The sequence below is a fragment of the Allocoprococcus similis genome (assembly GCF_054660775.1).
In genome coordinates this window covers 18,876-40,061 of the sequence record NZ_BAAHSG010000032.1, presented here as the reverse complement: position 1 = coordinate 40,061, position 21,186 = coordinate 18,876, and the positions used below count along the sequence as shown (strand labels likewise).

General features: G+C 41.3%; 35 protein-coding genes and 1 pseudogene. 4 read left to right on the top strand and 32 right to left on the bottom strand.

What is annotated here, in order from left to right:
- Nucleotides 1-5: 5 nt before the first annotated feature.
- The 27 genes from ACYQ5K_RS12460 to ACYQ5K_RS12330 form a co-directional block, all read right to left on the bottom strand.
- Complete coding sequence (locus ACYQ5K_RS12460; RefSeq protein ID WP_459777689.1) at nt 6-1,151, bottom strand: phage major capsid protein; 1,146 nt, start codon at nt 1,149-1,151, stop codon at nt 6-8.
- Between the two features lie 15 nt (nt 1,152-1,166).
- Complete coding sequence (locus ACYQ5K_RS12455) at nt 1,167-1,931, bottom strand: head maturation protease, ClpP-related (RefSeq protein WP_459777688.1); 765 nt, start codon at nt 1,929-1,931, stop codon at nt 1,167-1,169.
- Nucleotides 1,932-2,011: 80 nt separating this feature from the next.
- Complete coding sequence (locus tag ACYQ5K_RS12450) at nt 2,012-3,157, bottom strand: phage portal protein (RefSeq protein WP_459777687.1); 1,146 nt, start codon at nt 3,155-3,157, stop codon at nt 2,012-2,014.
- Nucleotides 3,158-3,169: 12 nt separating this feature from the next.
- On the bottom strand, nt 3,170-4,843 hold the full coding sequence (locus tag ACYQ5K_RS12445) for a terminase TerL endonuclease subunit (protein ID WP_459777686.1): 1,674 nt from the start codon (nt 4,841-4,843) through the stop codon (nt 3,170-3,172).
- The gene (locus ACYQ5K_RS12440; RefSeq protein WP_459777685.1) at nt 4,830-5,141 is read right to left on the bottom strand and encodes a P27 family phage terminase small subunit; all 312 of its coding nucleotides are present in this window, start codon (nt 5,139-5,141) and stop codon (nt 4,830-4,832) included. Before ACYQ5K_RS12440 ends, ACYQ5K_RS12445 begins: the two co-directional genes overlap by 14 nt.
- A gap of 315 nt (nt 5,142-5,456) precedes the next feature.
- Entirely contained in the window at nt 5,457-5,732 is a 276-nt protein-coding gene (locus tag ACYQ5K_RS12435) for an HNH endonuclease (RefSeq protein ID WP_459777684.1), read from the bottom strand.
- 249 nt (nt 5,733-5,981) lie between these two features.
- Nucleotides 5,982-6,434: a hypothetical protein gene (locus ACYQ5K_RS12430; RefSeq protein ID WP_459777683.1), complete on the bottom strand. Its 453-nt coding sequence runs from the start codon at nt 6,432-6,434 to the stop codon at nt 5,982-5,984.
- Nucleotides 6,409-6,606 carry a hypothetical protein gene (locus ACYQ5K_RS12425; protein ID WP_459777682.1) on the bottom strand — a complete coding sequence of 66 codons (198 nt, stop codon included), beginning with the start codon at nt 6,604-6,606 and terminating at the stop codon, nt 6,409-6,411. Before ACYQ5K_RS12425 ends, ACYQ5K_RS12430 begins: the two co-directional genes overlap by 26 nt.
- 230 nt (nt 6,607-6,836) lie before the next feature.
- Nucleotides 6,837-7,061: a hypothetical protein gene (locus ACYQ5K_RS12420; protein ID WP_459777681.1), complete on the bottom strand. Its 225-nt coding sequence runs from the start codon at nt 7,059-7,061 to the stop codon at nt 6,837-6,839.
- Nucleotides 7,061-7,531, bottom strand: a complete 471-nt coding sequence (locus ACYQ5K_RS12415; protein ID WP_459777680.1) for a YopX family protein — start codon at nt 7,529-7,531, stop codon at nt 7,061-7,063. Before ACYQ5K_RS12415 ends, ACYQ5K_RS12420 begins: the two co-directional genes overlap by 1 nt.
- Nucleotides 7,524-7,973 (bottom strand): hypothetical protein, encoded by a 450-nt coding sequence (locus tag ACYQ5K_RS12410; RefSeq protein ID WP_459777679.1) that lies wholly within the window; start codon nt 7,971-7,973, stop codon nt 7,524-7,526. Before ACYQ5K_RS12410 ends, ACYQ5K_RS12415 begins: the two co-directional genes overlap by 8 nt.
- Nucleotides 7,974-7,987: 14 nt before the next feature.
- The gene (locus ACYQ5K_RS12405; RefSeq protein ID WP_459777678.1) at nt 7,988-8,209 is read right to left on the bottom strand and encodes a hypothetical protein; all 222 of its coding nucleotides are present in this window, start codon (nt 8,207-8,209) and stop codon (nt 7,988-7,990) included.
- Nucleotides 8,210-8,212: 3 nt separating this feature from the next.
- Complete coding sequence (locus ACYQ5K_RS12400; RefSeq protein ID WP_459777677.1) at nt 8,213-8,530, bottom strand: hypothetical protein; 318 nt, start codon at nt 8,528-8,530, stop codon at nt 8,213-8,215.
- The gene (locus tag ACYQ5K_RS12395) at nt 8,511-9,032 is read right to left on the bottom strand and encodes a DUF4317 family protein (RefSeq protein WP_459777702.1); all 522 of its coding nucleotides are present in this window, start codon (nt 9,030-9,032) and stop codon (nt 8,511-8,513) included. Before ACYQ5K_RS12395 ends, ACYQ5K_RS12400 begins: the two co-directional genes overlap by 20 nt.
- Nucleotides 8,987-9,628: a DUF4317 family protein gene (locus ACYQ5K_RS12390; protein ID WP_459777676.1), complete on the bottom strand. Its 642-nt coding sequence runs from the start codon at nt 9,626-9,628 to the stop codon at nt 8,987-8,989. The genes ACYQ5K_RS12395 and ACYQ5K_RS12390 overlap by 46 nt, the downstream gene beginning before the upstream one ends.
- Nucleotides 9,629-9,703: 75 nt before the next feature.
- A complete protein-coding gene (locus ACYQ5K_RS12385; protein WP_330412082.1) occupies nt 9,704-10,054 on the bottom strand; it encodes a hypothetical protein in 351 nt (116 codons plus the stop codon).
- The gene (locus ACYQ5K_RS12380) at nt 10,014-10,292 is read right to left on the bottom strand and encodes a hypothetical protein (RefSeq protein ID WP_459777675.1); all 279 of its coding nucleotides are present in this window, start codon (nt 10,290-10,292) and stop codon (nt 10,014-10,016) included. The genes ACYQ5K_RS12385 and ACYQ5K_RS12380 overlap by 41 nt, the downstream gene beginning before the upstream one ends.
- Before the next feature lies 1 nt (nt 10,293).
- Nucleotides 10,294-11,646, bottom strand: coding sequence for a ParB/RepB/Spo0J family partition protein (locus ACYQ5K_RS12375; RefSeq protein WP_459777674.1), 1,353 nt, complete (start codon nt 11,644-11,646; stop codon nt 10,294-10,296).
- A gap of 47 nt (nt 11,647-11,693) precedes the next feature.
- Complete coding sequence (locus tag ACYQ5K_RS12370) at nt 11,694-12,110, bottom strand: RNase H family protein (RefSeq protein WP_459777673.1); 417 nt, start codon at nt 12,108-12,110, stop codon at nt 11,694-11,696.
- Nucleotides 12,022-12,858 carry a rolling circle replication-associated protein gene (locus ACYQ5K_RS12365; protein WP_459777672.1) on the bottom strand — a complete coding sequence of 279 codons (837 nt, stop codon included), beginning with the start codon at nt 12,856-12,858 and terminating at the stop codon, nt 12,022-12,024. Before ACYQ5K_RS12365 ends, ACYQ5K_RS12370 begins: the two co-directional genes overlap by 89 nt.
- A gap of 164 nt (nt 12,859-13,022) precedes the next feature.
- Nucleotides 13,023-13,379: a DUF3846 domain-containing protein gene (locus tag ACYQ5K_RS12360; protein ID WP_342999447.1), complete on the bottom strand. Its 357-nt coding sequence runs from the start codon at nt 13,377-13,379 to the stop codon at nt 13,023-13,025.
- Nucleotides 13,376-13,573, bottom strand: coding sequence for a hypothetical protein (locus ACYQ5K_RS12355; protein ID WP_173698931.1), 198 nt, complete (start codon nt 13,571-13,573; stop codon nt 13,376-13,378). The genes ACYQ5K_RS12360 and ACYQ5K_RS12355 overlap by 4 nt, the downstream gene beginning before the upstream one ends.
- Nucleotides 13,551-13,787: a hypothetical protein gene (locus ACYQ5K_RS12350; RefSeq protein WP_432334201.1), complete on the bottom strand. Its 237-nt coding sequence runs from the start codon at nt 13,785-13,787 to the stop codon at nt 13,551-13,553. Before ACYQ5K_RS12350 ends, ACYQ5K_RS12355 begins: the two co-directional genes overlap by 23 nt.
- Before the next feature lie 36 nt (nt 13,788-13,823).
- Nucleotides 13,824-13,976 carry a hypothetical protein gene (locus ACYQ5K_RS12345; RefSeq protein WP_173698935.1) on the bottom strand — a complete coding sequence of 51 codons (153 nt, stop codon included), beginning with the start codon at nt 13,974-13,976 and terminating at the stop codon, nt 13,824-13,826.
- A gap of 59 nt (nt 13,977-14,035) precedes the next feature.
- Complete coding sequence (locus ACYQ5K_RS12340; protein ID WP_459777671.1) at nt 14,036-14,767, bottom strand: phage antirepressor KilAC domain-containing protein; 732 nt, start codon at nt 14,765-14,767, stop codon at nt 14,036-14,038.
- 411 nt (nt 14,768-15,178) lie between these two features.
- On the bottom strand, nt 15,179-15,373 hold the full coding sequence (locus ACYQ5K_RS12335) for a hypothetical protein (protein WP_173698940.1): 195 nt from the start codon (nt 15,371-15,373) through the stop codon (nt 15,179-15,181).
- Between the two features lie 82 nt (nt 15,374-15,455).
- Nucleotides 15,456-15,659: a hypothetical protein gene (locus tag ACYQ5K_RS12330; protein ID WP_459777670.1), complete on the bottom strand. Its 204-nt coding sequence runs from the start codon at nt 15,657-15,659 to the stop codon at nt 15,456-15,458.
- A gap of 104 nt (nt 15,660-15,763) precedes the next feature.
- Between ACYQ5K_RS12330 and ACYQ5K_RS12325 the strand changes: the two genes are divergently transcribed.
- The gene (locus ACYQ5K_RS12325) at nt 15,764-16,240 is read left to right on the top strand and encodes a DUF2321 domain-containing protein (protein ID WP_459777669.1); all 477 of its coding nucleotides are present in this window, start codon (nt 15,764-15,766) and stop codon (nt 16,238-16,240) included.
- Between the two features lie 183 nt (nt 16,241-16,423).
- Here ACYQ5K_RS12325 and ACYQ5K_RS12320 read toward each other — a convergent pair whose 3' ends face one another.
- A complete protein-coding gene (locus ACYQ5K_RS12320) occupies nt 16,424-16,582 on the bottom strand; it encodes a hypothetical protein (protein WP_459777668.1) in 159 nt (52 codons plus the stop codon).
- A gap of 142 nt (nt 16,583-16,724) precedes the next feature.
- Here ACYQ5K_RS12320 and ACYQ5K_RS12315 point away from each other — a divergent pair, with 142 nt between their 5' ends.
- Nucleotides 16,725-17,111 (top strand): helix-turn-helix domain-containing protein, encoded by a 387-nt coding sequence (locus ACYQ5K_RS12315; RefSeq protein WP_459777667.1) that lies wholly within the window; start codon nt 16,725-16,727, stop codon nt 17,109-17,111.
- A 16-nt stretch (nt 17,112-17,127) separates the two neighbouring features.
- On the opposite strand, the gene ACYQ5K_RS12310 is transcribed toward ACYQ5K_RS12315, so the two are convergent.
- Both ACYQ5K_RS12310 and ACYQ5K_RS12305 read right to left on the bottom strand, forming a co-directional pair.
- Entirely contained in the window at nt 17,128-17,250 is a 123-nt protein-coding gene (locus ACYQ5K_RS12310; RefSeq protein ID WP_459777666.1) for a hypothetical protein, read from the bottom strand.
- A 179-nt stretch (nt 17,251-17,429) separates the two neighbouring features.
- Nucleotides 17,430-17,600: a helix-turn-helix domain-containing protein gene (locus ACYQ5K_RS12305; protein ID WP_334298729.1), complete on the bottom strand. Its 171-nt coding sequence runs from the start codon at nt 17,598-17,600 to the stop codon at nt 17,430-17,432.
- A 156-nt stretch (nt 17,601-17,756) separates the two neighbouring features.
- On the opposite strand from ACYQ5K_RS12305, the gene ACYQ5K_RS12300 reads away from it, so the two are divergent.
- Together ACYQ5K_RS12300 and ACYQ5K_RS12295 are read left to right on the top strand one after the other, a co-directional pair.
- Nucleotides 17,757-18,953, top strand: coding sequence for a DUF4236 domain-containing protein (locus tag ACYQ5K_RS12300; protein WP_459777665.1), 1,197 nt, complete (start codon nt 17,757-17,759; stop codon nt 18,951-18,953).
- Between the two features lie 201 nt (nt 18,954-19,154).
- The gene (locus ACYQ5K_RS12295) at nt 19,155-20,684 is read left to right on the top strand and encodes a recombinase family protein (protein ID WP_459777664.1); all 1,530 of its coding nucleotides are present in this window, start codon (nt 19,155-19,157) and stop codon (nt 20,682-20,684) included.
- 21 nt (nt 20,685-20,705) lie between these two features.
- Here the strand turns inward: ACYQ5K_RS12295 and ACYQ5K_RS12290 are convergent.
- Both ACYQ5K_RS12290 and ACYQ5K_RS12285 read right to left on the bottom strand, forming a co-directional pair.
- A pseudogene (locus ACYQ5K_RS12290) lies at nt 20,706-20,909 on the bottom strand (manganese catalase family protein); the annotation flags it as partial.
- A gap of 1 nt (nt 20,910) precedes the next feature.
- Nucleotides 20,911-21,183: a spore coat protein CotJB gene (locus tag ACYQ5K_RS12285; protein ID WP_173687898.1), complete on the bottom strand. Its 273-nt coding sequence runs from the start codon at nt 21,181-21,183 to the stop codon at nt 20,911-20,913.
- Nucleotides 21,184-21,186 lie beyond the last annotated feature (3 nt).

The window sequence follows — 21,186 nt, the reverse complement described above, 5'->3', positions numbered from 1 at the left end:
TCTTACTAAACGGATGCAGTAGATGTCTGATGTACGTTAATTACATACTCTTCAAGTTTTGTGACGTCGAAGATAACTGCAACATTATCATCAACAGCTCGTCCATTCGCAAAGCAGTTCGCAATGATCAGATCCGCATTTTCCATCGCTTTGGTCTGATCATATTCTGTTACTCTCACACCCGTCGCACCCATTGTGTAATGTCCATCAATGGTAAATGCTGCTTTACCCTGCGGGCAGTTAGCATCCGGGATCTTTTCAATATCAATGAATGTTTTATTGACATATCCACCAGTAAGTGCTTCTCCAAACATGCACGGATCTACATATTCCGCTTCATCCGCCGGGTTGCAAATCAGATACAGTTTGGTAACAACACGTTTTCCGTTATTTGTAAGAGTTTTTCTTACATTTGCAAGTCCCTTCGGGCTGAATTTGGTGATGTTATTTAAAACGGTCTTCGCTTTATTTGTTCCATCTTCATTTGTGGTTCCGATCTGACGGAAAATACCGATCGGCCCAGTCTTTCCATCTCCATCCAGATAACCTTTTACAAGACCATCCTGCATTGCTTCCGAAAGGATTGCCATAAAATACCGATCTACAAACTCCATGGAAAGTTCACGGATTGCTTTCGGGATCACCAGATATGCGGACAGCATATGGAGTTCGATATTTAGTGCTGAAATAGTTCCAGATAATTCGCCCTTGATTTCATCCGTAAGATTCCCCCACACCGCTGCACCTGAATGTGATGCTACTATCCATTTCTTTACATTTGCCGGTGCCATGTTTACCAGTTTTAAAATTGGAGATGCTTTTCTTACATCATCGAGTGTGCGATCGATAATTTCTGTCGGGATGATATCAATCTGATTTGCTGTTACAGACTGCTTAATATCCTTGAATCCCTCATAAAATTTCTTTTCTTCCTGTGAGAGATTGCGGAGTCCAAGCTGTTTCTTAAATTCAGCATCATGGCTCGCTCTTTCTGCTTCTGCCACCACCTGATTGATCAGATCTGCATGTGCTGCTTCCTCGATCATTTCGATCGACTGCATAATCGCATCCGCTTTCTGATCTGCCGGAGCGCTCTCTAACAGCTGCTTAACTTTTTCTTTTAATTCCTGTGATAAATTTTCAATCTTCATTTTATCTTTTCCTTTCTACTCAAAAAATGCACTCCATCCAGTGCTGTTTGCTGGTTCCTTTGGCTCTGCCGGAACTTCTTTTTTCTGTAAAAGATTCCCTACTCTTTCCGCAATGACCTCTGCGATTGTTTCATCATCCAACTGCATTGCAATTTCTACCGGCTTTACATTTTCCGGTTTTTTGAGAATGGCACTGCGAATATTTGCAAATGCTGATTGTTTAATTCCGCCATCATCGGACTTTTCGGTTTTTGTAGCAAATCCATATTCTACAGCTTCCTGAGCTGTGATCCACGTTTCATTGTCCATGAGATTTTTAATCTCATCTTCTGAAATCACTGCTCGACTTACATAAGCATTGACGGAAGCCTGTGTAATCTTATCAAGGTCTTCTGCTGCCTTTCTAAGCTCTGTAGCATTTCCATTCGCATATGTCCATGCATTGTGGATCATGAGCAGTGACGCTTCATTGATGATTCTTTCGTCACCTGCCATAAAAATGACTGATGCTGCGGAACAAGCGAATCCATCACAGATTGTAGTGACTTTCATATCACTATTCTTGAGCGTATTGTAAATCGCCAATCCCTCTGCGACTTCACCGCCATAGCTGTTGATATGCACATTGATTTCTTTTGCATCCAAAGACTGTAGTTCGTTCACAATTCCGCTTGCTGACACGTCACTTTCTAACCACGTCCATGATGTGATGTCACCGAAGATGTAGAGGTCCGCCACATCATTCTTAGATTCCAAGGAATAATACTTTTTTGCGTCCATGTTCTCTTTCCTTTCTTTCGGATTTACTGTTTAACGGACAGCTCCGAGATAATTGGATCACCTCCTACTGATCGCGTTTTCTATGCTGCATTACCATTTCCCTCCTCTCCATAGTTCTTTGTCAGAGCTCTTGCCTGGCTGAATTCTGTATTCAAAAGCGGATAACCAACCATTTCACGAATTTCATCGTAATCAAATCCAATTCCTCGCAGTTTATCCAGGTTGGTTGCACTGTCTACCACGTCCACATGTTTGAAACGTGCCAGCCATACCATAACTTTTTCATTCTTTGTGCAATAATCATTTTCACCAACTATGTAAGCAGTCAACGTATCATTGATCACTTCCGCTACCGGACTAACAGCATAGGTTATGAATTCATTTGTGGCGTCAGATTTTTCTGTAATATTTCCGTTAAATACTGCTTCCGGAATGTCAAAAGCGTTTGCCACTTCATTATTGATTTGCAATGCCATTTTTGCCAGTTCTTCCGCCTTAGTCGCCGTGTTAATCTGCAACTGGTCAATCGCTACATTGTCAGTTTCCGTAAGCACAGCAAGCTCATCCGATTCTAATAAGTTCTTAATTTTTTTTACATATTGATCCTTTGTCATCTCTTTGTCTGTGCCATCTGCCTGTTTTTCTCTGAATGATAGCGTTGCTGTCCCAAGTTTTAATTTGAATCTCGGCATACTGGACATACGCATCATCGCATTAACAGCATCAAGCGTCCGATCATACTGTCCAACTACGTTTTGCAGATACAGGCGAATTCTTGCATTATCATATTTTAGGTGTATCACCTCTGATGATCGCTTTTTTTTCCAAATCGGATAGTCGTATCCGGCGCATGTTAGTGTTATATTGCTATATGTTCGCTCAGTCAGCACATTATTGCTAACATTCCAAGCTGATGCCAGATAATATTTACCACCTAACGGAATAATCAGCACTTCCTGTACCGTAAGAAGTTGTCTTACAACTTCCGTCCAGAACACAGTTCCGCACTCATGGTCATTAGGCTGTATATTCAGCCGATACTCCTGTTTATTTTTCTCTTTACTTTCTGTCTGTATCAAGATATCGGATTTAGCAATTGCCTTCGCAATCATCATAACTGCTTTTTCAATGGCCAACTTTGATAAATTCAACTTTTCCATATCCACCGCAATAATCTCAGCTAGAGACTGCATCTCCTTATCCCGTTGCCACAAAAATTTAAACATATTCTTCTCCTGTTAAATATATACGATCTGGACTTCCAGCTCATCTTTGCAGAACATTGCTACATCAAAAGCCATAAATCCATCATTTTTCCTTAGCTTCGGTTCAATTTTACCAAAGCTCTTGTTTCCAAATTTATCTTCAGATACTCTTGTATTGTTTGTATACCATCGCATGATTGCAGATGGTCCAAAGTTAATCATGCCTTGTGAAAACATCGACTGGATGAATGGTGCGATAATTCCAGTCACTGATGTTATCTTTCGAATCAGACGGACTATTCCATGTGGGTTCTTCTTGTCTTCTATTGTCAGCCTGCGTTCTTCGAATGCCTGTTTGAACAATGTGTACCGGTAAGTATCCATTGCAATCTTCTTGACCTCGTAGTATTTCATCTGTTCCGTGCACCAGTCTGCGATCAGGTTCACATCAATCACCGGACCTGGAACAATCTCAAAGTCTTCAAATTCTGTCTGTCCTACATTTCTCAGTGGGAACTTTATGGAATCGATAAATGGAGAATCTGCACAGATCCATGTATGCTGTCTCCAAATCCACTCACCTTCATCAGTCTTAGTCAAAATACCGGCGGATGCAAAGTCTCGCACATCTGCATAGTCAATTCCAATGACTGCTGCCTGTCCTCGTGTATCCAATGTTATCCTTGGAATCTTGTGTTCCAACTCTTCCATTGTCCTACCTATATAGCAAGCTCGTAGGACATTCTGCCAGGTTGTGACCGTTTCCTCTTCTTTCCGCGCCGATCTGTCCATTCGCTTTGTTATGAACTCTGCACGCTTAGAAGGAATCTTCTTCATTTCTAAATAGTCATGCATAATCTGATTCGCAAGAATCGGCATATACTCCATAGATGGATTAGCCTTATGCCATGCCTCCGGATCATCCACTTCCTTCATATCATCGATCTCGCATATGAACGGGAAGTATCCCAGCGGATTTTCTCCTGTCTCCAGGATCTCAGCGCACATTGCTGATATCTCATCCAGCGGGCCGTCTCTCACATATCCGTCAGTCGTGATGATAAATTCTCGTGAATGCTTAACTTTACCGAAAGAGGATTCAAATACATTTATCTGATCATAATTCTCATATGCGTGAATCTCGTTTAGCACCAGGCATCCAGTTCTTTTACCATCCTTTGTCTTTGCATTGGATGTGTTGTATTTCATTTCTGATCCGGTCACAAGGTTTGTTATCAGCTCTTTTGTTACGGAAAATTTTCCTTTGAACTTCTGGTTATCATGCAGCATATCATAAGCCACTTTGAATGTATCCTTCACCTGGCTCTCTGAGTTCGCCACAATTTCAACGTGGTAATTTTTCACTCCGTAGAGTGGAGTCTGAAAGAAATTTACCAGCGGCACGATGAATCCATCTTTGCCATTTCCACGTCCTTCCTTGATGAAGAACTTTGAAAATACTGGAATGTCATCCACATACATAAATGCAAAGGCATAAATGAACTTTTGGAATGGAAATAGCTCATAGTAATTGGATTTACAATACTGTAAGCAATCCCTATATGTTTTCTCGTCAAAAAAAACATCGTCCCGCTTTAATATCGGTTTCACGATGTTTTCTATGAGCAATTTTCTTTTCTTGTTTATCCACTTCGGATGTTCTTCGGCATATTTGAGATAATAATCAATCTCTTTACAGATAACCATCTGTAGGATTCTCCGGCTCTGGTACCGGCTCTTTTAACTTCAGATCTGCCAGGATCTTCAACATAGTGACCGTAGTTTTCTGCAAATTGGCAACGCTTTCATTCGCTTTTTCCACCGTCATTCCATTCCCGTTCACGGTCTCGTATCTCAACCCTTTCCTCTTAATATCTGCTATTAGTTTCTTTTTCAATGACCAGTAGTATATATAATCATTCACTAGATCCATGTAGAATTCCGCACTCATTCCACGTAGTTCCAACTGTCTGATCAGCGACATTTTTACGTCTTTTTGTGTCAATTTGCTCACCTCTTTTCGCTCAAATCATGCCTTTTTCGTAACTTTTTTTGCTAAAAAACACGGGGTTTTATGCCCGTGTTAAAAAATTTCTTCTTAAAGTAAATTTTAAAATCTGATACCCTTACCCTTTTCACGCGAGATTTTCATTTTTCTCCAGAGTCATGGCTACATCCCCGTTCTTCACTCATGAAAAATCGCTGAGAATTTACCGGGGGGCTATTTAAAAATTGAGGACAGCTGCGGACTCGAACCGCACATGCGACAGCTTGCACCGTCCGCTTGTCTCCTCCTAAGCTATGTCTGCCCTCACTGTAGCTACCATCGTTCCATGCTCACAAGCTTCTTCTTTCTGGCAAACCTCTTCGGTGCTCTGCCATGTCTCAGGTTGTGACACTGCGTACATAGACTTACCAGGTTATCATCGGCAAGTCCAAGTTCCGGATGTTCCTTTAGTTCCTGGATATGATGTACCTCTTCAGCTCTCCATATCTTTCTGTCTCTTCCGATCAGCTGTGTGCCAGATGCAGCTGCGTCTTTTATTCTCTTGCGGCAATCCTGACACTCGTAATGATCTCGATCTAATATCTGCATTCTCTTATTTTTCCATGCAGATGAGTTGTAAAATGTTTTTGCTTCTTTGTCTGTCATATTTTTATTTTGGCGGTTTCTGCATCTGTAATAAGGAGTTCAAAAAAGTAATAATCGCAACAAACAAATGTACTGACGTATGAATAAATTCTTTCCAGAGTAAACCGCCAAACCTCTTTCCAGAATTTACGGCAAAGAAAAAGGCAACAATCTTTCGACTGCTGCCCCGTTTCAATTCTTTACCTGCATATACTATATCACAGGTTGAGTGTCGCATTCTATCGCATATTTAAAATTTTTCAATGCATCTGAATGCTTTTTATGCACATACTGCCAGCAATACCCGGTTCTTGCACAGATTTCTTTCCATCTCATAAGATCTATGTAATGATAAGTCAGGATATCTTTCTCTGTCTCATCTTCCATCTGCTCAATTCTTTCCCTGATCTCAGTCCGGATCCTAACTCTTTTCTTCCTCTGTTCCACCAGTTTCCGTTCCTGTTCGTCCACTTCTGCTACATAATCCGACAGATCAGAAAGGTTGCTGCTTTTTGGCAGCCCATCTGCTGCCAGTGCTCCCGGAAGCATCCTATCCAGCTTTAAGCGTTCCAACTCTTCCTCGATTCGCTTCTCCTGGCGTAATGCTTTGCCGTACTGTTTCAGGTATTCCTTTTTCTTCTCATTCTCTTCTTTCACTGTTTCCATCGGTATACCCCCCCGTCTTCCTGTCCCTTAATACTAAGATCTCGAATCCTAACAGGCTTGCTATATCCTTTAATGCTTTGTGCGCTTCCTTTACATGGTGTGGAATCCGGCTTGCATCCTGGATGGCTTTGCCTGCTGTCGGATCACAGTATCCTTCTTTGTTCTTGTACAATGGTTCTTCCTCCACTCCGTCAGATATTGCTCTTGTTCTTCGTCTTCTCGTTCCCGAGCTATCTCTTTGTATGTCTTTTCCATACCGTTACTCCGATATTGCTGGGATACAAAACGCCCATAAGCACCACGCTGATCCGGTCCATTTCATTGCTATCAATATGGTTATTGCCATTATCATCCAGATACAAATCTTTTTTACCGCATACATTGTATATTTATCTTCTTCCATTATCCTTTATACCTTTCCGGGAGCAGCATCCACGCCACAACCTTATACGGTTCTCCCTGTTCATCGAACCAGACACCTGTCTGGGAATAATACAGCGTTGTTGCCTTATCTGCTCCCTCGATCGTGACCAGAAACTCCGCTGCATATGCATGCCGGACATAAGCCTCAATAAATTCCCGTTGATCTGGGAGTCTTTCTGTTGTTGGAATCCATCCGTTACTCATTATTCTCTTCCTTTCTTCATGAAATCGCGGCAAATAATAGTGCTTCTTTGATCTTTCTGTTGTTCTGACTTGTCGTGGATATTTCCTACTACTTCAGCATCAACCATTTTTATCCAGTACCCCAGATCTTTTCTAAAATCTCTTTTCCCGTCCCAGTCTACATAAAATCCGACATGGCAAGTCGTTGTACTGTCAAAGCAACTCTGATATTCGCCAAATTTTACAGGAGCATAATAATCACCATAATGGTATTTAATAATGTCGTTCTCCCATATCTTCCTTCCCTTCTTATCTGTAAGTCCGGTGTATCGACAGATCGTATCCGAATCAACGAGATAGCCATTCTGTATGCACGTATCTGCATTTTTAATGTCATATATGAACCATGCACCATATCTTTGAATTACATAACCTTCAACCCACTCGCCATTGTCTCTTCTCTTCGCTCTAAAAAGAATCTCTCTATTCATATTCTTCCACTACCTCCAACTTCTTCAAGTCCTCAATAAGCCACGGTTTTCCATCTGACCATTTGACCATTGGAAAGTCGATGTTGAATTTTTTCAATGATTTAAACTCACCGAAACCAATCCCCCATCCATCTCCACGTTTTTCAGCACTATTTTGGAACGCCATCAGATTATCGCTTTTACTTCTCGCAATATATTTGAGTTCTTTACCAAGATACTCCAAAAAAGCTCTATCTCTCTTACTTATCACTGGCTTTTCGATGTACTCGGATTCAGCCCAATCTCTTATCTTCTCTTTACAATCACTACCACGAAACAAACATAGACAGCATTTAGTCCCATTGCACGAAACGATACGCCCGCTTTTCTTTATCACGGCAATACTATCTCCATTACAAGCAATATTCATAATCTCTTTTTCGTACTTTTCTTTATTCTTCATCTATTCCACCCTCTCTACCAGCAACCCATGTCGTGTCTATCACCAATTGCACTTGGATTTACCATGTATGATCGTTTCAGTTCTGATTCATCCAATTGACGTTTCAGCTTGCTTATTTTTTTCTTTAGTTCTCGGTTTTCTTTTAATACTGCCATAAGTTTGCAGCTATCTTTCTGATCACATTTCGTATCTTCTGAATAGTTTTCACACATCAGGCATGCTTCTTTTTCAGTCATTATTTACCCCTTCCTGCGCCACGATTCCACGCCTTCCATTCCTTCTTTACTTGTCAACTGCTGCCACTCCCAGTTTATATAGCTCCTCACTATCCCTTTCTGATTCCTGACCTGCACATGGTGCGGATAGATTCCAAGGATTGTGACCTTTTCCGTGGCAAGTCTGGTCTTTCCTCCCTTCTGGGAGATCCTGCGCCTTAACTGTACTTTGTCTCCAACTTTCATTTTTTTTGTTCCTTTTTGTCTTACCTTGCGCATTTTCTTGCTTACCGGGTATATGAACGCCCGCATATTGCCGTGTTTAGTCGTCTTCCTCTTCATCTTTCTTTTCCTCCCGATTCTCTAAAATGATTCCGTTTGCATTTATATCTCCGTCCGCTTTTACCATAATGTACCTTTCTCCGTTAATCATCTCTAAGGTAACAAGGTCCGTTCTGTCTGCGCTTACTGTTACATGTGCATCCGGAAGACCAATCTCAAATGTCTTCGTGCTCACTGTGTTGTCCGCATCGATTTCGGCCGCGTCACAGTCTTTTGTTTTTTCTGCTGCCAGTTCCGGATCTATCCCGATGCTTTTTAATACGTTTTCCAGCTCCGCGCCTTTTAATATCCGGTTGTTGGATTCTGCTTTTATTTCACGGATTCTTCCAAGGTAATGATAAATATCTTTCGCCTGTTCCAGACTTACTTTTCCGTCTGCTGCATTTAACCCTTCCCTAAAAGCTTCTTTCTGCTCTTTTGGTGTGGATGGCATCCCGCATCGGAGTGTCTGCGTGATCAGGCCTGCGTCCGGTTTATCCGGAACTTTGCTGTAGTACCAGATATGTTCCGGATCTCCGTGGCGGTCTGTAAATGCCGGATTAAAAATCCTTGTGTCGGCATACTTACCACCCAGTCTCTTGTACGTTCCTGAATATCTGCCAGTTCTGGTTTATAAGATAATCCTGCTGCCGATAAACTTACCGGGCAGATACATCCGATCATGTACTCATAAACCTCTTCACTTTCATCCAGATCCGCTCCATCCGTGGCAATTCCCGGAATGTCGTAGATTCCACTGGCAATTAGAATCAAAGAATACTCTTTATTCAATATGCCAATAGACTCTGCAATCTCTTCCAGGAAGATCTGGCGTACATCATTGTCTTCTAACCCTGTTTTTACAATCGTGGCCAGATGCTGCTTTCTTGTTTTCTCCTTAAAATCCAGCTGAAACATATTTCTTCCAGGCTTTCCGGATAAAACCTTTTTGAAGATATCCAAGTATTTGAATGCTTCCGTCTCTTCGAGGTTTAAAAAGTTTTTGACAAATTCCAACCTGCAGTTCCGGTCATTATCTACGATATACCCTGTTATCTTAGTGATGTTGCATAATTCTATCCTCATGTTTCTTTTAAGCTCAAACAGCTCTTTCTTCATGTCGCTCCTTTCTGGCTGCCGCACCGGGCAGCCATGCACTCTGCGAAATTGTGATATATTAACTTCCTGTGGTGCCTATAAATAATTCTTTCCGGCGTTTTTCATCCATTCTTCCCTTGTATGGGTTCTTTCGTAAACCTCCTGGGCTTTCGCCATCAGGATCCGTGCGTTCTTTGCATTGTTGTGAACTGCTGCCGGTCCGTTCCGGTGATGTTCCAGGCAGAGATTTACTTTTAGCCCTTCCGCCTCTGCAAATGCATGGGTATTACCAAACAAAACATGATGCTCTTCCAGATATGGCTTATATGTAAAATCTCCATCCAGTAACATACACAGATAACACCGACGATCGCCTTTTGGCTGCATAATGCTTTTTTTGTGCTTCTTACGTTTCTTCTTGGTTGGTTTCGGAAACATCATATTCATTAGATAACACCTCCCCGTTTTGATCTACTTTTTCGTTTAAATACAGATACCATTCCTGTGAACTGCGTACTTTTTGGGTTGTCTCTGCAAGGTACAGAGCCGCATGATACAAGGGAATTGTCTGGAGATATTCCCGGCGGGTTAATTTGATTTTGGGAAATGTGGCCAGATATTCTTCTACGGTTATATTTTTCGGGCAGGCATCCGGTTTCCAGTCTTCTACACTTAACTGCTCCATCTTAGGACTCCTTTTTGTATAGCTCATGGTTGCCGTAAACCAGATCCGCCTCTTCTCTTTCGTAACTCCATCCGTAGCGCATCAGAATTTTGAAACATTTCTGACATTCACGCCCTCGTTTCGCATCAAATCCACCGTCATAGTTTACTAAACTTCCTGTGCTATCCATCGTACCGTTGAGTACAGTCAAAAGCAGTATCTGGATGTCTTCCTGCCGTATTCTTTCTCTGATCTCGTTTCGTTCTTCTTCCGGCATACCGTACCACTCTTTCCCTGTGTAAACCTCACTAAATCTCCTTTCATTTATCCATCCTCCGACTTCTGTCAGAGTTCTGATCATCTTTTCAATCACTTTCTGACGTTCTTCGCCTTTCAGCAATTCAATTTTCCCGATTATGATCATCCTGATAAACGACTGTCTTCTGGCATCCATTTTTTTCTGCAGAGCTTCCAGTTCCTTATTCTTTTTCTGCTGTCTGTCCCATTCTGTTTCTTCTTTTGGTTTTCTTGGTAGTTTTTCCACTACGCAAATTCCATCCCAACTTTCCAGCCAAAAAAGATTTGTCCCATGGATATTAAGTTCTTCTGGTGGCTCTTTATCCAGTGGAATGCTCTTTTTATCTTTCACCTCTTCGGTATAACGTTTTCTCTCTATCTCCTTTGTAGCTTTCTTGATTCCTGCTGCCTCCAAGAGCTCGACAATAATCTTTTTGTTCTTCTCCCTCTCCCTGTTTTTAATCTCTGCTTCTACTTTCCACTGGATCTGCCTGGAGTCCGCTGCATTTTTTAAGATTTGGTTTCTGGTTTCAACATCCTCGATTCTCGACAGTTGGGCAAGGTCTTTTAGATTTAGCTGATATACCCCGTTCTCATCCGTCTTTTCCTTCACCAGATCTCGGTCAAGCTTCGCGATCTCCAACCTCCGGTGGACGGTTGTCCTGGAAAATCCGGTCTTCTCTGCAATCTGTTCTTCCGTATCTCCAAGGTCAAGCATCATCTGGAATCCTTCTGCCTGTTCCAATGGTGTCAGGTCGATGCGCTGCATATTCTCTTCCAGCATGGTTCCGACCTGGTCTTTATAGCTCATGTCCTCTACAATCCGGCATGGATACATAGTTACGCCTGCCATTTTTCCGGCGGCAAACCGTCGGTGCCCGATGATCAGGGTATATCCTTCGTCATGGTGTGTTTTATCTTCATCCCAGTGTCCCGGAATGACCGTAAGATTCTGCATAATTCCTTTCTTCTTGATCGACTCACTCAACTCCGTCAGATCACCCAGGTCTTTTCGTGGGTTATCCGGATGCTGGTGAATCAGCTTGGCGTTGATATTCGTGATTCCACTGGTTGTCATTTCAAATTCCTCTCTTTCTCGGTGTTTTCAAGGTTTTCTCCTGTTTTTTATCTCATTTTGGACTGTAGTCTATCGGAATACCGTGTAGACTCAGAAAATTCAAGGGTTACACGGTGTTTTTCCATCTGCTCTGACAGCTCCTGCCAGAGTTCCTTGTTCTTGATCTCTTTTCCATGTGGTCTGCGCCACTCTTCCCGTTTCCATTTGTCCATATTTCCTTCGTTTATGGTAGTGACCAGGAACTGATCCGGCGTGTAGACAGTCACTTCACACGGTCGGAGCATTCTCAGACCGACAAGGATAGCGATCATGCTCATTCTGTGGTAGGTCGTGTTCTGTTCGGTCTCGATCTGTGCTTTCACTGCCGGTCCTTTCTTAGTCTCGCACTCCACCAGAGCGATACACTTTCCGTTTTTTGCTGTTGGTCCCCGGAAGTTTACCTCTGTGTATAGTTCTATCTTCATCTTCTCTCCTTATCCGGATCATTTCGTAGTGTCTGTACGGGAATCCGGTTGCTTTGTTGATCCCTTCGTAAAAAGAATCCTTGACTATGTAATATCCCTTTGGTGGTTTCGGTTCTTTCGGCCACCGGTATAAAATCTTTGTTTTGGGTTCTGGAAGCGGCATGTTTCGAGACGTAGAAAAATTGGCTTCTGCAATCTCATGATCCAGCACGCCCTCATCCACATATTTTTTCTGAGTTTTCTCATTTTTGGTGACATACTGCGCCAGCTTCCGGAACTCGCCTTTTTCGTAGAGTAGCTGCTTATTACGAACCTTTCCGTGTTTCCAGGCTGCAGCTATGATCAGATCTGTATCCGGGATTCGATTCAGAACCACATGGATGTGCCAGTTACCGGACGGGGTACATTCAATATTGCGGATCCAGCGGAGCTCCTGTCCTCTTTTCTTGTATTCCTTCTTGCAGAACAGGTAAAACTCTTTGAAATCCTGCTTTGCCTGCTTCATGTCCGCCGGACGTTCTTCTTTCGGATATGTGAGAGTGAAGAAGTAATCATTCGCCTTGAAGTACATCCGGAGTCTATGGCGTGCTTTCCTCTCTCTGGTCCACTGGTTGACCTGCTCCACTTCCTCCGGTGTGGCTTTCTTCTTTTTGGCTCTCTTCTCTCCCGGTGCTCCATACCTTCCGTCCAGATATTCCTGTCTCTCTATTACATTTCCCAAATCGTATGTCACTCGTCTGATTCTCATAGCGCTTCCTCATAACTTTAATAGTCTTATCAAGTTATTAAAAAGGGCGGTCGCCCTGTAAATACTTGACTTTCCAGCCGCTAAAAGGTACACTATAAGTGCTTAGATTATTCGTGTACCTTTATGGTTGCGGCGCTTGCGATATTTCTTTTCGCAAGCGTTTTTTATTCTTCTTTTAAGTACGAAAAATTCATTTTCAGGAATACCATCAGAGCTTCCGCATCATCCGGTGCTTCAATATCTTCTCCGGCTGCAATTGCAAATACAATATCTCCTAAGATTGGCCATCCGTGCCTGTCTGCATCATAAAAATAGCTTCCAAGGCGGTTGACTTCTTTCTGCTTCATTATTCCGTCCTCATCCACCAGCATGATCATTGGCATTTTAAACGTCTCATACAAGGTTTTTGTGCTTACAGTTTCAAAATGCCCGCCTACTGCTTTCTGCAGATCACGGAAATCATCAAAATCTACATTTATTATCGAAATAATGTTATCCGGTGTTACTTTTACTGTTTTCACTGCTTGTCCTCCAATACTACTGTTTTTCTGCCAGCTTCTTTCAGGCTGTCTACATATTGTTCCAAATATGGGATTGCATTTTGTTTGAAATACTCGGAATCACGGTTGACTCTTTCTATTGATTTCAAAGTCTCAATCCACTCATCCAGCTTCTCCACCCGAATCCGCTTCTTACGCTGCTTCTCCTCTGGCATGCTCCTTCGCCTCCCTTATTTTCCTTTTCCGATATTGGTGCTCTTGATACCAAAAACATTCCAGTGCAAACGCTCCGGCGGCAAACGTGACTATTCCAAGTGCTTCATATAAATAAAACAGTTCTTGACTCTTTTCCGAACCGCCACCAACCATAAGCACAAATCCCAAAATAATAGTCGCTTTACTTAATGCCTTTGCAATTTTATAAAACATCTCTTATCCCTCCTTTGCTTGTCCAACCGGTACCGCTTACGCGGTTTTCTCCTTTTTTCTCTCTGCAGCTTCGATCAGAACTCTGAAAAATCCATCTGCACATTGCTGCATTTCCTCTTTCGTCTTTTTAAAGCAATCATCATGCACCCGTATGGTTGCGTTTCCGATCTGCATGGTTTCAACAATCATCTATCATCACCTCTTTTTATGCTATGCTGTCCAGATTGTCCTTCTTGCTTTGTCCTCGCCTACTCTTTTAAAAACTTATTGATAAAATATTGCTGACCTTTGCCTGTAACCTTTGTAGTTTTATTGATTCTCACGGATCCATCCGGATTATTTACCGTAGACTCTTTTACCTGGAACAGCTGCAGCTCCATTGACTTCTGCGTTGGCATATTGTAGTCTGTTCCTTTCCTCCGGATCAGATAACCATTCACACGCAGCCACTCAAAGAGTCTCTTCGGACCGGTATCCACGCCATTCTGCTTCAGGAGCTTTGCGAGATCCGCAATCAGGATTGTGCTCTGGCTTGTTGCTACCGCATCCGCAAATACTTCTTTCGGTTTCATCCGGACATTGTCTTCCAAAAGGAGTGCATTGTTGTGCTTCAGCTCTTCGATGGTCTTATCTGCCATCTTTAACGCCCTAGCGAAAATCTGTTCCGGTGTGTTCCAGGCTTTCTCCAGATCTATAAAGTATTGGCGAATCTGTTTGCCTTCCGGTGATCGCTGGATCATACAAATCTCTTTTGCCATATCCACAGATATCTGATAGTCAACCATGTTCTGTCCACCGTGGTTCTCGCTTCCCAAATTTGGGTAGCAAGTTTTGTAGTCTGTATTTTCAGAAAATCCATATTCTGTCATTCTCTGAAACCATGTTGTGAACTTGGTCCCGATATTCAGCTGATCATGCAACTCTCTTGCTGAAACAGTCGGATTTTCTGCTTCATAACTAATTTTCAACAATTCCTGCATTTCATCACCTCTTTCTTTCCTGTTGCCCTTTTCATCAGATTCTCCTATACTTTAACTACCGGCACTGCCATGCTGAGTATCAAAGAAAGGAGCTCCGTTATGCTTACAAAAGATTCAAAAACCGTTCTTTATCATCTATACAAAGAATATTGTCTACGCCGTTCTAACGGTCTTTCCCGCAGCGCTTCGAAAGAATTTGATTCATCCGAATCTGTTCAGAAATTGCTTTTCCCTGATTGGTCTGTTTCCGATGTTGACGATTGTATGTGCGAATTAGGTCGTAATGGATATCTTGACAATCATCATGCCAGTGATTTTATTTACGATTCTTCCCTTACCGATAAAGCCATTGTCACCATGGAAAACCAGAAAAAGGAAACTCTTCTTAATGTCGTAAATTTCTGGCTCAATTTATTCCATAACTTCCCACGACTCAGAAATCAACTCTCTGGCTGTTGGCTGCCATCCTTTAACAGGATGGCTCCCATCCAGTCCCATTATCGTCCCGACATCTCCCTTTATAGGTTTTACTTTTACCTTATAAGGTTTCTCTCTTATACACTTGTTTTCTTCCAGTGCTTTCTTTGTTGCTTCGCAAATGTTCATTTTTTATTCCTTTCCTTCCCACAATCTCGGCCGACCATTTTCATCTACAAGTTCTGTGAACGCTCCACTGCCATACGAATAATCAGATACTGCATACATAACTTTCGTTTTTTTTGTCATACACAATCACCCAATCATTATTTTTTTCTACTTCAACAAACATTGATTTTATATCTTTCGATTCTGTATCATACTCCGTCTCTGTCGTAGCGAATCCTTTGCATCCACTTAAAACCGACATAGTCAAAACCGTTACTGTCATGATTTCTAAAATTCTTTTCTTCATTTCCTTCCTCACTTTTTCTCTGTTGCTCTTTCCACCCGATTCTCCTATACTTTAACTACAGGCATTACCGTGCCAAGTAATAAAGAAGGGAGAATACGTTACACATGGGAAACTTTCTTACAGCTCAAATCTGTGAAAACGGGCATATAATAACTAGCGATATTGAAAAATTCTCTTATTCCTTTTGCCCCCAATGCGGTTCAAAAGCTTTTGACAAATGTCCTTCTTGCGGAAAACCTATTCATGGTAGTTATTACGAGTATGATATTCTGTTCGTACCCGAACCGTTGGATCAAAAACCTTTCTATTGCTATCATTGCGGAAAACCGTATCCATGGACACAAAAAATCTTGGATAGTGCTATCGAACTTCTATCACTTGATGAAGATCTCGATTCAGATACGAAATCGATAATTAAAAATGCCATTCCTAATTTGCTTGTTGAAACACCCGAAACTCCTATTGCAACCGCAAAGTACCGATCTGCTATAGGAAAAGCTGGACAAATCCTTAAAGATTCTTTGTATCAGCTCCTCGTTGATTGCATTACTGAATCTGCAAAGAAAGTAATTTATCCTTAATTTTTTTGTTTAGCGAGTTTAACCAACATCCTATACCCTGGACAACTATCTTCACCGCATGTATAGTTGTCCTTTTTTAATACCCAACAGTTGCACACAGGTCTTAATTTTGCTCCACATTTTACACAGAAATTTGCATTTCCGTTAATTTGCTTACTTCCACATCTTGGACATTCCATCCCATCACCTCACTCTCTGTTCCTGTTCTTCTGCTTCTTTCTGCCGCATCAGAAGTGTGTTGGCATCTCGCGTAAGCAGAATAATATCAGGCAGATCAATCTGCTCCAGAATCGTTACCATGTTTTTAATCTCCTGTTCTTTCTTCGCTTCTAAATTCATCATATTTTTCATCACCACGCTTTCATATCTTTGCAATATCATATTATATCAACGCTATTATTTTGTCAATAGTTTTTCACCTGTTTTTATTGCATTGCGATATTTTGTGTGCTATAATCGTTTTTAGAAAGAAGGTGAGTGATAAATGAACGAAAGAATTCGTTTACTCCGGAAGGAGTTAGGACTTAATCAATCTGATTTTGGAAATAAGATAGGTGTAAAACAAGGTACTGTTGCCGGTTACGAATCTGGCGCAAGAACACCTCTCGATGCTGTTGTTTCTTCTATTTGCAGGGAATTTGATGTAAATGAAGAATGGCTCCGAACCGGAGAAGGTGAAATGTTTGAGCAAATGACCGAACAGCAGAAACTACTGAAATATACTGGTATGCTGTTAAAAGATAAAGACTCTGCGATAGTTAATGCCATCCAATCTTTTATCGTTACATACGAGCAGCTGGACGATACAAGCAAAGCAACATTAGAAAAGATTGCACAGCAATTTATAGACAACTTAAAAAAGAGCCAGTAGCCTGACTCTTTAGAACTTACTTTCCGAGATAGCTCCGGATAAACACCAGAATATCCCGTACTTTTTCCGGAGATTCTTTATTAAGTAATTCAACAATAAAAGTTATGTCTTTTTGCTTGTTATGTTCATCTTGACTCATATGTAACCCCTCCAGTCTCGGCGTTTCCGAACGTATGTTTGTTTTTATATTACATCTTGTAGCAAATATTTTCAAGAGTTTGGCAAACATTTGTTCTGTTTATTATACTTTCTACTATAATAACAATCCAAAACTGGAGAAGTAACGCGATTTTTAAATTTGTCCGAGAACTCGGACACTTATTTGTACGGAGAGTCATATAAATCAGATATTTTGACTTTCAGTCCTGCTGCCAGCTGTTCCAATGTGTCCAGCCGTGGTGATTTTCCATTCATAATATCATTTATAGTGGATTTTGGGACTTTGGTCATCTGTTCTACTTGACGTACCGTTAGATTTCTTTTGTGCATGATTTTAGATAATAGGATTTCCATGCAGTTATTATCTGCTAAATTTTAAAAAACTATGTACGATGAATATAACCGCATATGCGATTATATAAAATACTTTACAAGGGGGGTAATTTTTATGAGAAAAGAAAGTAAAGTGCTAAGGAGGCGTGGCTTATGGGATTAAGATTTAGAAAGAGTATTAAAGTAGCTCCCGGAGTAAAAGTCAACCTCAACAAAAAGAGTACCAGCGTTACTTTCGGTGGCAAAGGAGTTCACAAAACAATAAGTTCAACCGGTAAGAAGACCTCTTCCGTTGGAATTCCGGGAACTGGAATGTATTACACATCTTCGTCTGGTAGCGGATCTAATAAACATTCCAGTGCAAAGCAACTGCATGAATCCAATAATAATATCGGTGAAAATATTCCGCAGCAAGCTTCTACGCCAAACGCTTCATTAGAGAAGTTTTCAACAGATTCATTACAGCACTATAAGACAATTTTTTTAGTTCTTTCTATTATTGCTTATCTTCTTACTGTAATGTGTTTCTTTAATAGTAGCTTTTTATTTGGATTTTTCCTTTTATTAGTTGGTCTCTTTTTTACCAGAACATACAAAACATATTCCGGTGAAATTTCAAACCGTTTGAATCTTTTTAGCTCTAACGGCGGATCCGGGAATGTTTCCTCTGGTAATTCTTCTGGATCAAAATATAAATCGCCCAAAAAGAAAGGCTGCGGTTGTTTAACTGGAATTATTATATTTATCCTTATCATCGGGCTTGCCGGATCATGCTCTGATTCTAATAAAGAAGACAGTTCCAAGAAAAATACTGCTTCCAAAAAGGTTACTGCGGTTGAATCAATTACTCTTTCTGCTGATACATCCACTGTTTATGATATCAATACAGAAATCCCTATTGATATGGCAGTTAATCCAGCAGACGGAAACATCGATAAATTAAGCTGCGAAAGTTCTGGCGGTGTATTTAAAAACCAAGATGGAAAACTTACTTTCTCTGCCGATTCAGCCGGCACTTATGATCTTTCCGTTTCCTGCGGTAATATTAAAAGCAATTCTTTGACCATCAGCATTGAAGACAAAGCCGCTATTGCTGCCGCCGAAGCTCAAAAGCAGGCTGAAGAAGCTGCCGCGCAGCAATCAGAACAAGAACAAATTGTAAATGACCAACCAGTAGCACAGCAACCGCAAACTTCTTCTTATGTCGTTAATACAAGTACCGGTAAATTTCATATTCCTTCTTGCAGAGATGTCAACAAAATCAAGCAAGAGAATTACTGGGCTTACGAAGGAACACGAGATGATCTGATAGCTCAAGGATATTCACCTTGCGGACATTGTAATCCGTAAAAATTAAAACCGCTCCTGCGCCAACAGGAACGGTCGAGCGATGAAACATACGCCAATATGTTTCTCATTAAGTTCTCCGAAGAGATACCCAAATGCAATAATATTGTATCATCTCCGGAGCAGCCACGCAAGAGAACAAAAGTTCTCAGGCTGTTATTTTTGTACCCTTTTTTTCATAAAATACAAAGGAGCTGATACATTATGTATGTAATTTATTTAAGAAAATCCAGAAAAGATTCCGACCTCGAAGCACTCGGAATTGATGTTTTGAAACGTCATGAGGAAACCCTTCTTGAGCTTGCACGTGCCAAAAGCCTTCCGATCGGAGCTATTTACAGAGAAGTCGTATCCGGAGACAGCATCGATGCCAGACCGGAAATGGTCCGCCTTTTATCCGAAGTTGAATCCGGTATCTGGGAAGGTGTCCTTGTTATGGAAGTGGAACGTCTTGCCAGAGGTGACACTATTGATCAAGGACGTGTTCAGAGAGCTTTCTTCTACTCCAACACTCTGATCGTTACTCCAGGAAAGACTTATAATCCAGCTATTGAGAACGACAATGAATACTTCGAGTTCTCTCTTTTTATGTCCCGGCGTGAATATGCCACTATTAAACGTAGGATGCAGGCTGGGCGTATTCGATCTGTAAAAGACGGATATTATGTCGGCAACATCGCTCCATACGGTTGGCGGCGTGTAAAAGCGGATGATTGCAAGCATTTTACGCTCGTACCAGACGAAAAAGAAAATCCGGTTTTGAAACTGATGTATGATTTTATGGGGAATAAAAAATACGGATTCCAGAAGACCTGTTCTGCATTAACCGGCATGGGAATCGTTTCTCGTAGTGGAAAGCCTTTTAATCCGGCTACTGTAAAAACAATCATTTCAAACCCTGTAAATATAGGAATGTTACGTTGGAATTATCGAAAATCACAAAAAGCAATTGTAAATGGAAAAATCACAACCAGCCGTCCGAAGGCAGATGATTATATTTTAGTAAAAGGAAAACATCCTGGATGTATCTCGGAAGATCTCTATTACCGGGCGAACTCTGTAAGCTCTTCCATGACCGCTCCGGTAAAACGTAGCTGTAGAATTCAGAATCCGTTCGCCGGAATTGTCCGGTGTTCTTGTTGCGGGCGTGTCATGGTGAGAAAAAAAATGTCCGCCAAACAGCCTCGTGATTATCTTATTTGCCAATATGCCGGATGCACCACTGTAGCTATTGAACTTGAAGAACTCGAAAACGCTGTCCTGGAATGGATCCGCAACTACATAGCTGACTACAAGGTAAATAATTTTGAAAGTGCAGATGATTCCGAGCAAGAATCTCTCCGGTCCATTCTTGTGAATTTGGAAAAAGAAAAGGAGACAACTCTGAAGCAACGGGGATCCTTATTCGATTTATTAGAGCAGGGGATTTATACAAAAGAGATTTTCTTTGAGCGTTCTACTGCTCTGGAAGATAAAATAAAAGATTTTGATAAGAAAATTGAATCTGTGAATGCTGATATCGTGCGCCTCGATTTGTCGAAAAAGAACCGCTCCACATTTGTCCCTAAATGTCAGGAGCTTCTAAATGCATGGGATACTTTTGATGCTGCAGATAAAAATACAGCTTTGAAGAATGTGATTGAAAGAATAGATTTTACAAAAACAGAGAAAAACGCCCGTGGCCAACGGCATTCTTCTTTTTCCATAGACGTTTTTCCGCGTATTTCTCGCTGATCTTTTTTACTTCCATCTTGTATGTGCTGATTCCTCTGTCGCAATGTCCGTCAGTGTTCCGATCACTTCTTTATACGGCATCGTATATCGCTGTGAGAAATATCGCATGGATGCACCTAATTCCCCATCAGGGCCACCAAACTGCGTAATAATAATCTGTGCAATTTTCGGATTGGTCTGTGTGATCTTCACCGGATATTGCAGTCTTTTTTCATAATTCCACATACTAGCATCCTCCTTCCTGCCACGGCCATGGCTCGTTGATCCAGTTCCATCTGTCTGAGCAGGAAGGAACAGCGGTATCTACTGTGAGTGGTCCATAATATTTTGCATATTCTTTCAACAACTGGTTCCTTTTTTTATTATGTTCATAAAAATAGTCCAGTGCTTCCTGATCACGAGGATGAGTATCCAGATAAAGCTTCACATCATCTACCGCAAAGCTCGCATGACCGATCTGCATCAGGAGATCTTTTCTGCAAGGTTTGGAATTCTGCATTTC

What these genes read in the sequence shown, in the direction of transcription:
- ACYQ5K_RS12365 (WP_459777672.1), bottom strand. Translation starts at nt 12,858, where the DNA reads ATGAGAATCAGACGAGTGACATACGATTTGGGAAATGTAATAGAGAGA.
- ACYQ5K_RS12430 (WP_459777683.1), bottom strand. Translation starts at nt 6,434, where the DNA reads ATGGAAACAGTGAAAGAAGAGAATGAGAAGAAAAAGGAATACCTGAAA.
- ACYQ5K_RS12435 (WP_459777684.1), bottom strand. Translation starts at nt 5,732, where the DNA reads ATGCAGATATTAGATCGAGATCATTACGAGTGTCAGGATTGCCGCAAG.
- ACYQ5K_RS12285 (WP_173687898.1), bottom strand. Translation starts at nt 21,183, where the DNA reads ATGCAGAATTCCAAACCTTGCAGAAAAGATCTCCTGATGCAGATCGGT.
- ACYQ5K_RS12450 (WP_459777687.1), bottom strand. Translation starts at nt 3,157, where the DNA reads ATGTTTAAATTTTTGTGGCAACGGGATAAGGAGATGCAGTCTCTAGCT.
- ACYQ5K_RS12310 (WP_459777666.1), bottom strand. Translation starts at nt 17,250, where the DNA reads ATGAGTCAAGATGAACATAACAAGCAAAAAGACATAACTTTTATTGTT.
- ACYQ5K_RS12305 (WP_334298729.1), bottom strand. Translation starts at nt 17,600, where the DNA reads ATGCACAAAAGAAATCTAACGGTACGTCAAGTAGAACAGATGACCAAA.
- ACYQ5K_RS12410 (WP_459777679.1), bottom strand. Translation starts at nt 7,973, where the DNA reads ATGAAGAATAAAGAAAAGTACGAAAAAGAGATTATGAATATTGCTTGT.
- ACYQ5K_RS12375 (WP_459777674.1), bottom strand. Translation starts at nt 11,646, where the DNA reads ATGACAACCAGTGGAATCACGAATATCAACGCCAAGCTGATTCACCAG.
- ACYQ5K_RS12320 (WP_459777668.1), bottom strand. Translation starts at nt 16,582, where the DNA reads ATGATGAATTTAGAAGCGAAGAAAGAACAGGAGATTAAAAACATGGTA.
- ACYQ5K_RS12385 (WP_330412082.1), bottom strand. Translation starts at nt 10,054, where the DNA reads ATGAATATGATGTTTCCGAAACCAACCAAGAAGAAACGTAAGAAGCAC.
- ACYQ5K_RS12370 (WP_459777673.1), bottom strand. Translation starts at nt 12,110, where the DNA reads ATGAAGATAGAACTATACACAGAGGTAAACTTCCGGGGACCAACAGCA.
- ACYQ5K_RS12355 (WP_173698931.1), bottom strand. Translation starts at nt 13,573, where the DNA reads ATGCCAGAGGAGAAGCAGCGTAAGAAGCGGATTCGGGTGGAGAAGCTG.
- ACYQ5K_RS12295 (WP_459777664.1), top strand. Translation starts at nt 19,155, where the DNA reads ATGTATGTAATTTATTTAAGAAAATCCAGAAAAGATTCCGACCTCGAA.
- ACYQ5K_RS12415 (WP_459777680.1), bottom strand. Translation starts at nt 7,531, where the DNA reads ATGAATAGAGAGATTCTTTTTAGAGCGAAGAGAAGAGACAATGGCGAG.
- ACYQ5K_RS12445 (WP_459777686.1), bottom strand. Translation starts at nt 4,843, where the DNA reads ATGGTTATCTGTAAAGAGATTGATTATTATCTCAAATATGCCGAAGAA.
- ACYQ5K_RS12390 (WP_459777676.1), bottom strand. Translation starts at nt 9,628, where the DNA reads ATGAAGAAAGAGCTGTTTGAGCTTAAAAGAAACATGAGGATAGAATTA.
- ACYQ5K_RS12345 (WP_173698935.1), bottom strand. Translation starts at nt 13,976, where the DNA reads ATGATTGTTGAAACCATGCAGATCGGAAACGCAACCATACGGGTGCAT.
- ACYQ5K_RS12380 (WP_459777675.1), bottom strand. Translation starts at nt 10,292, where the DNA reads ATGGAGCAGTTAAGTGTAGAAGACTGGAAACCGGATGCCTGCCCGAAA.
- ACYQ5K_RS12330 (WP_459777670.1), bottom strand. Translation starts at nt 15,659, where the DNA reads ATGAAGAAAAGAATTTTAGAAATCATGACAGTAACGGTTTTGACTATG.
- ACYQ5K_RS12420 (WP_459777681.1), bottom strand. Translation starts at nt 7,061, where the DNA reads ATGAGTAACGGATGGATTCCAACAACAGAAAGACTCCCAGATCAACGG.
- ACYQ5K_RS12455 (WP_459777688.1), bottom strand. Translation starts at nt 1,931, where the DNA reads ATGGACGCAAAAAAGTATTATTCCTTGGAATCTAAGAATGATGTGGCG.
- ACYQ5K_RS12335 (WP_173698940.1), bottom strand. Translation starts at nt 15,373, where the DNA reads ATGAACATTTGCGAAGCAACAAAGAAAGCACTGGAAGAAAACAAGTGT.
- ACYQ5K_RS12400 (WP_459777677.1), bottom strand. Translation starts at nt 8,530, where the DNA reads ATGAAGAGGAAGACGACTAAACACGGCAATATGCGGGCGTTCATATAC.
- ACYQ5K_RS12325 (WP_459777669.1), top strand. Translation starts at nt 15,764, where the DNA reads ATGGGAAACTTTCTTACAGCTCAAATCTGTGAAAACGGGCATATAATA.
- ACYQ5K_RS12315 (WP_459777667.1), top strand. Translation starts at nt 16,725, where the DNA reads ATGAACGAAAGAATTCGTTTACTCCGGAAGGAGTTAGGACTTAATCAA.
- ACYQ5K_RS12405 (WP_459777678.1), bottom strand. Translation starts at nt 8,209, where the DNA reads ATGACTGAAAAAGAAGCATGCCTGATGTGTGAAAACTATTCAGAAGAT.
- ACYQ5K_RS12350 (WP_432334201.1), bottom strand. Translation starts at nt 13,787, where the DNA reads ATGTTTTATAAAATTGCAAAGGCATTAAGTAAAGCGACTATTATTTTG.
- ACYQ5K_RS12340 (WP_459777671.1), bottom strand. Translation starts at nt 14,767, where the DNA reads ATGCAGGAATTGTTGAAAATTAGTTATGAAGCAGAAAATCCGACTGTT.
- ACYQ5K_RS12460 (WP_459777689.1), bottom strand. Translation starts at nt 1,151, where the DNA reads ATGAAGATTGAAAATTTATCACAGGAATTAAAAGAAAAAGTTAAGCAG.
- ACYQ5K_RS12300 (WP_459777665.1), top strand. Translation starts at nt 17,757, where the DNA reads ATGGGATTAAGATTTAGAAAGAGTATTAAAGTAGCTCCCGGAGTAAAA.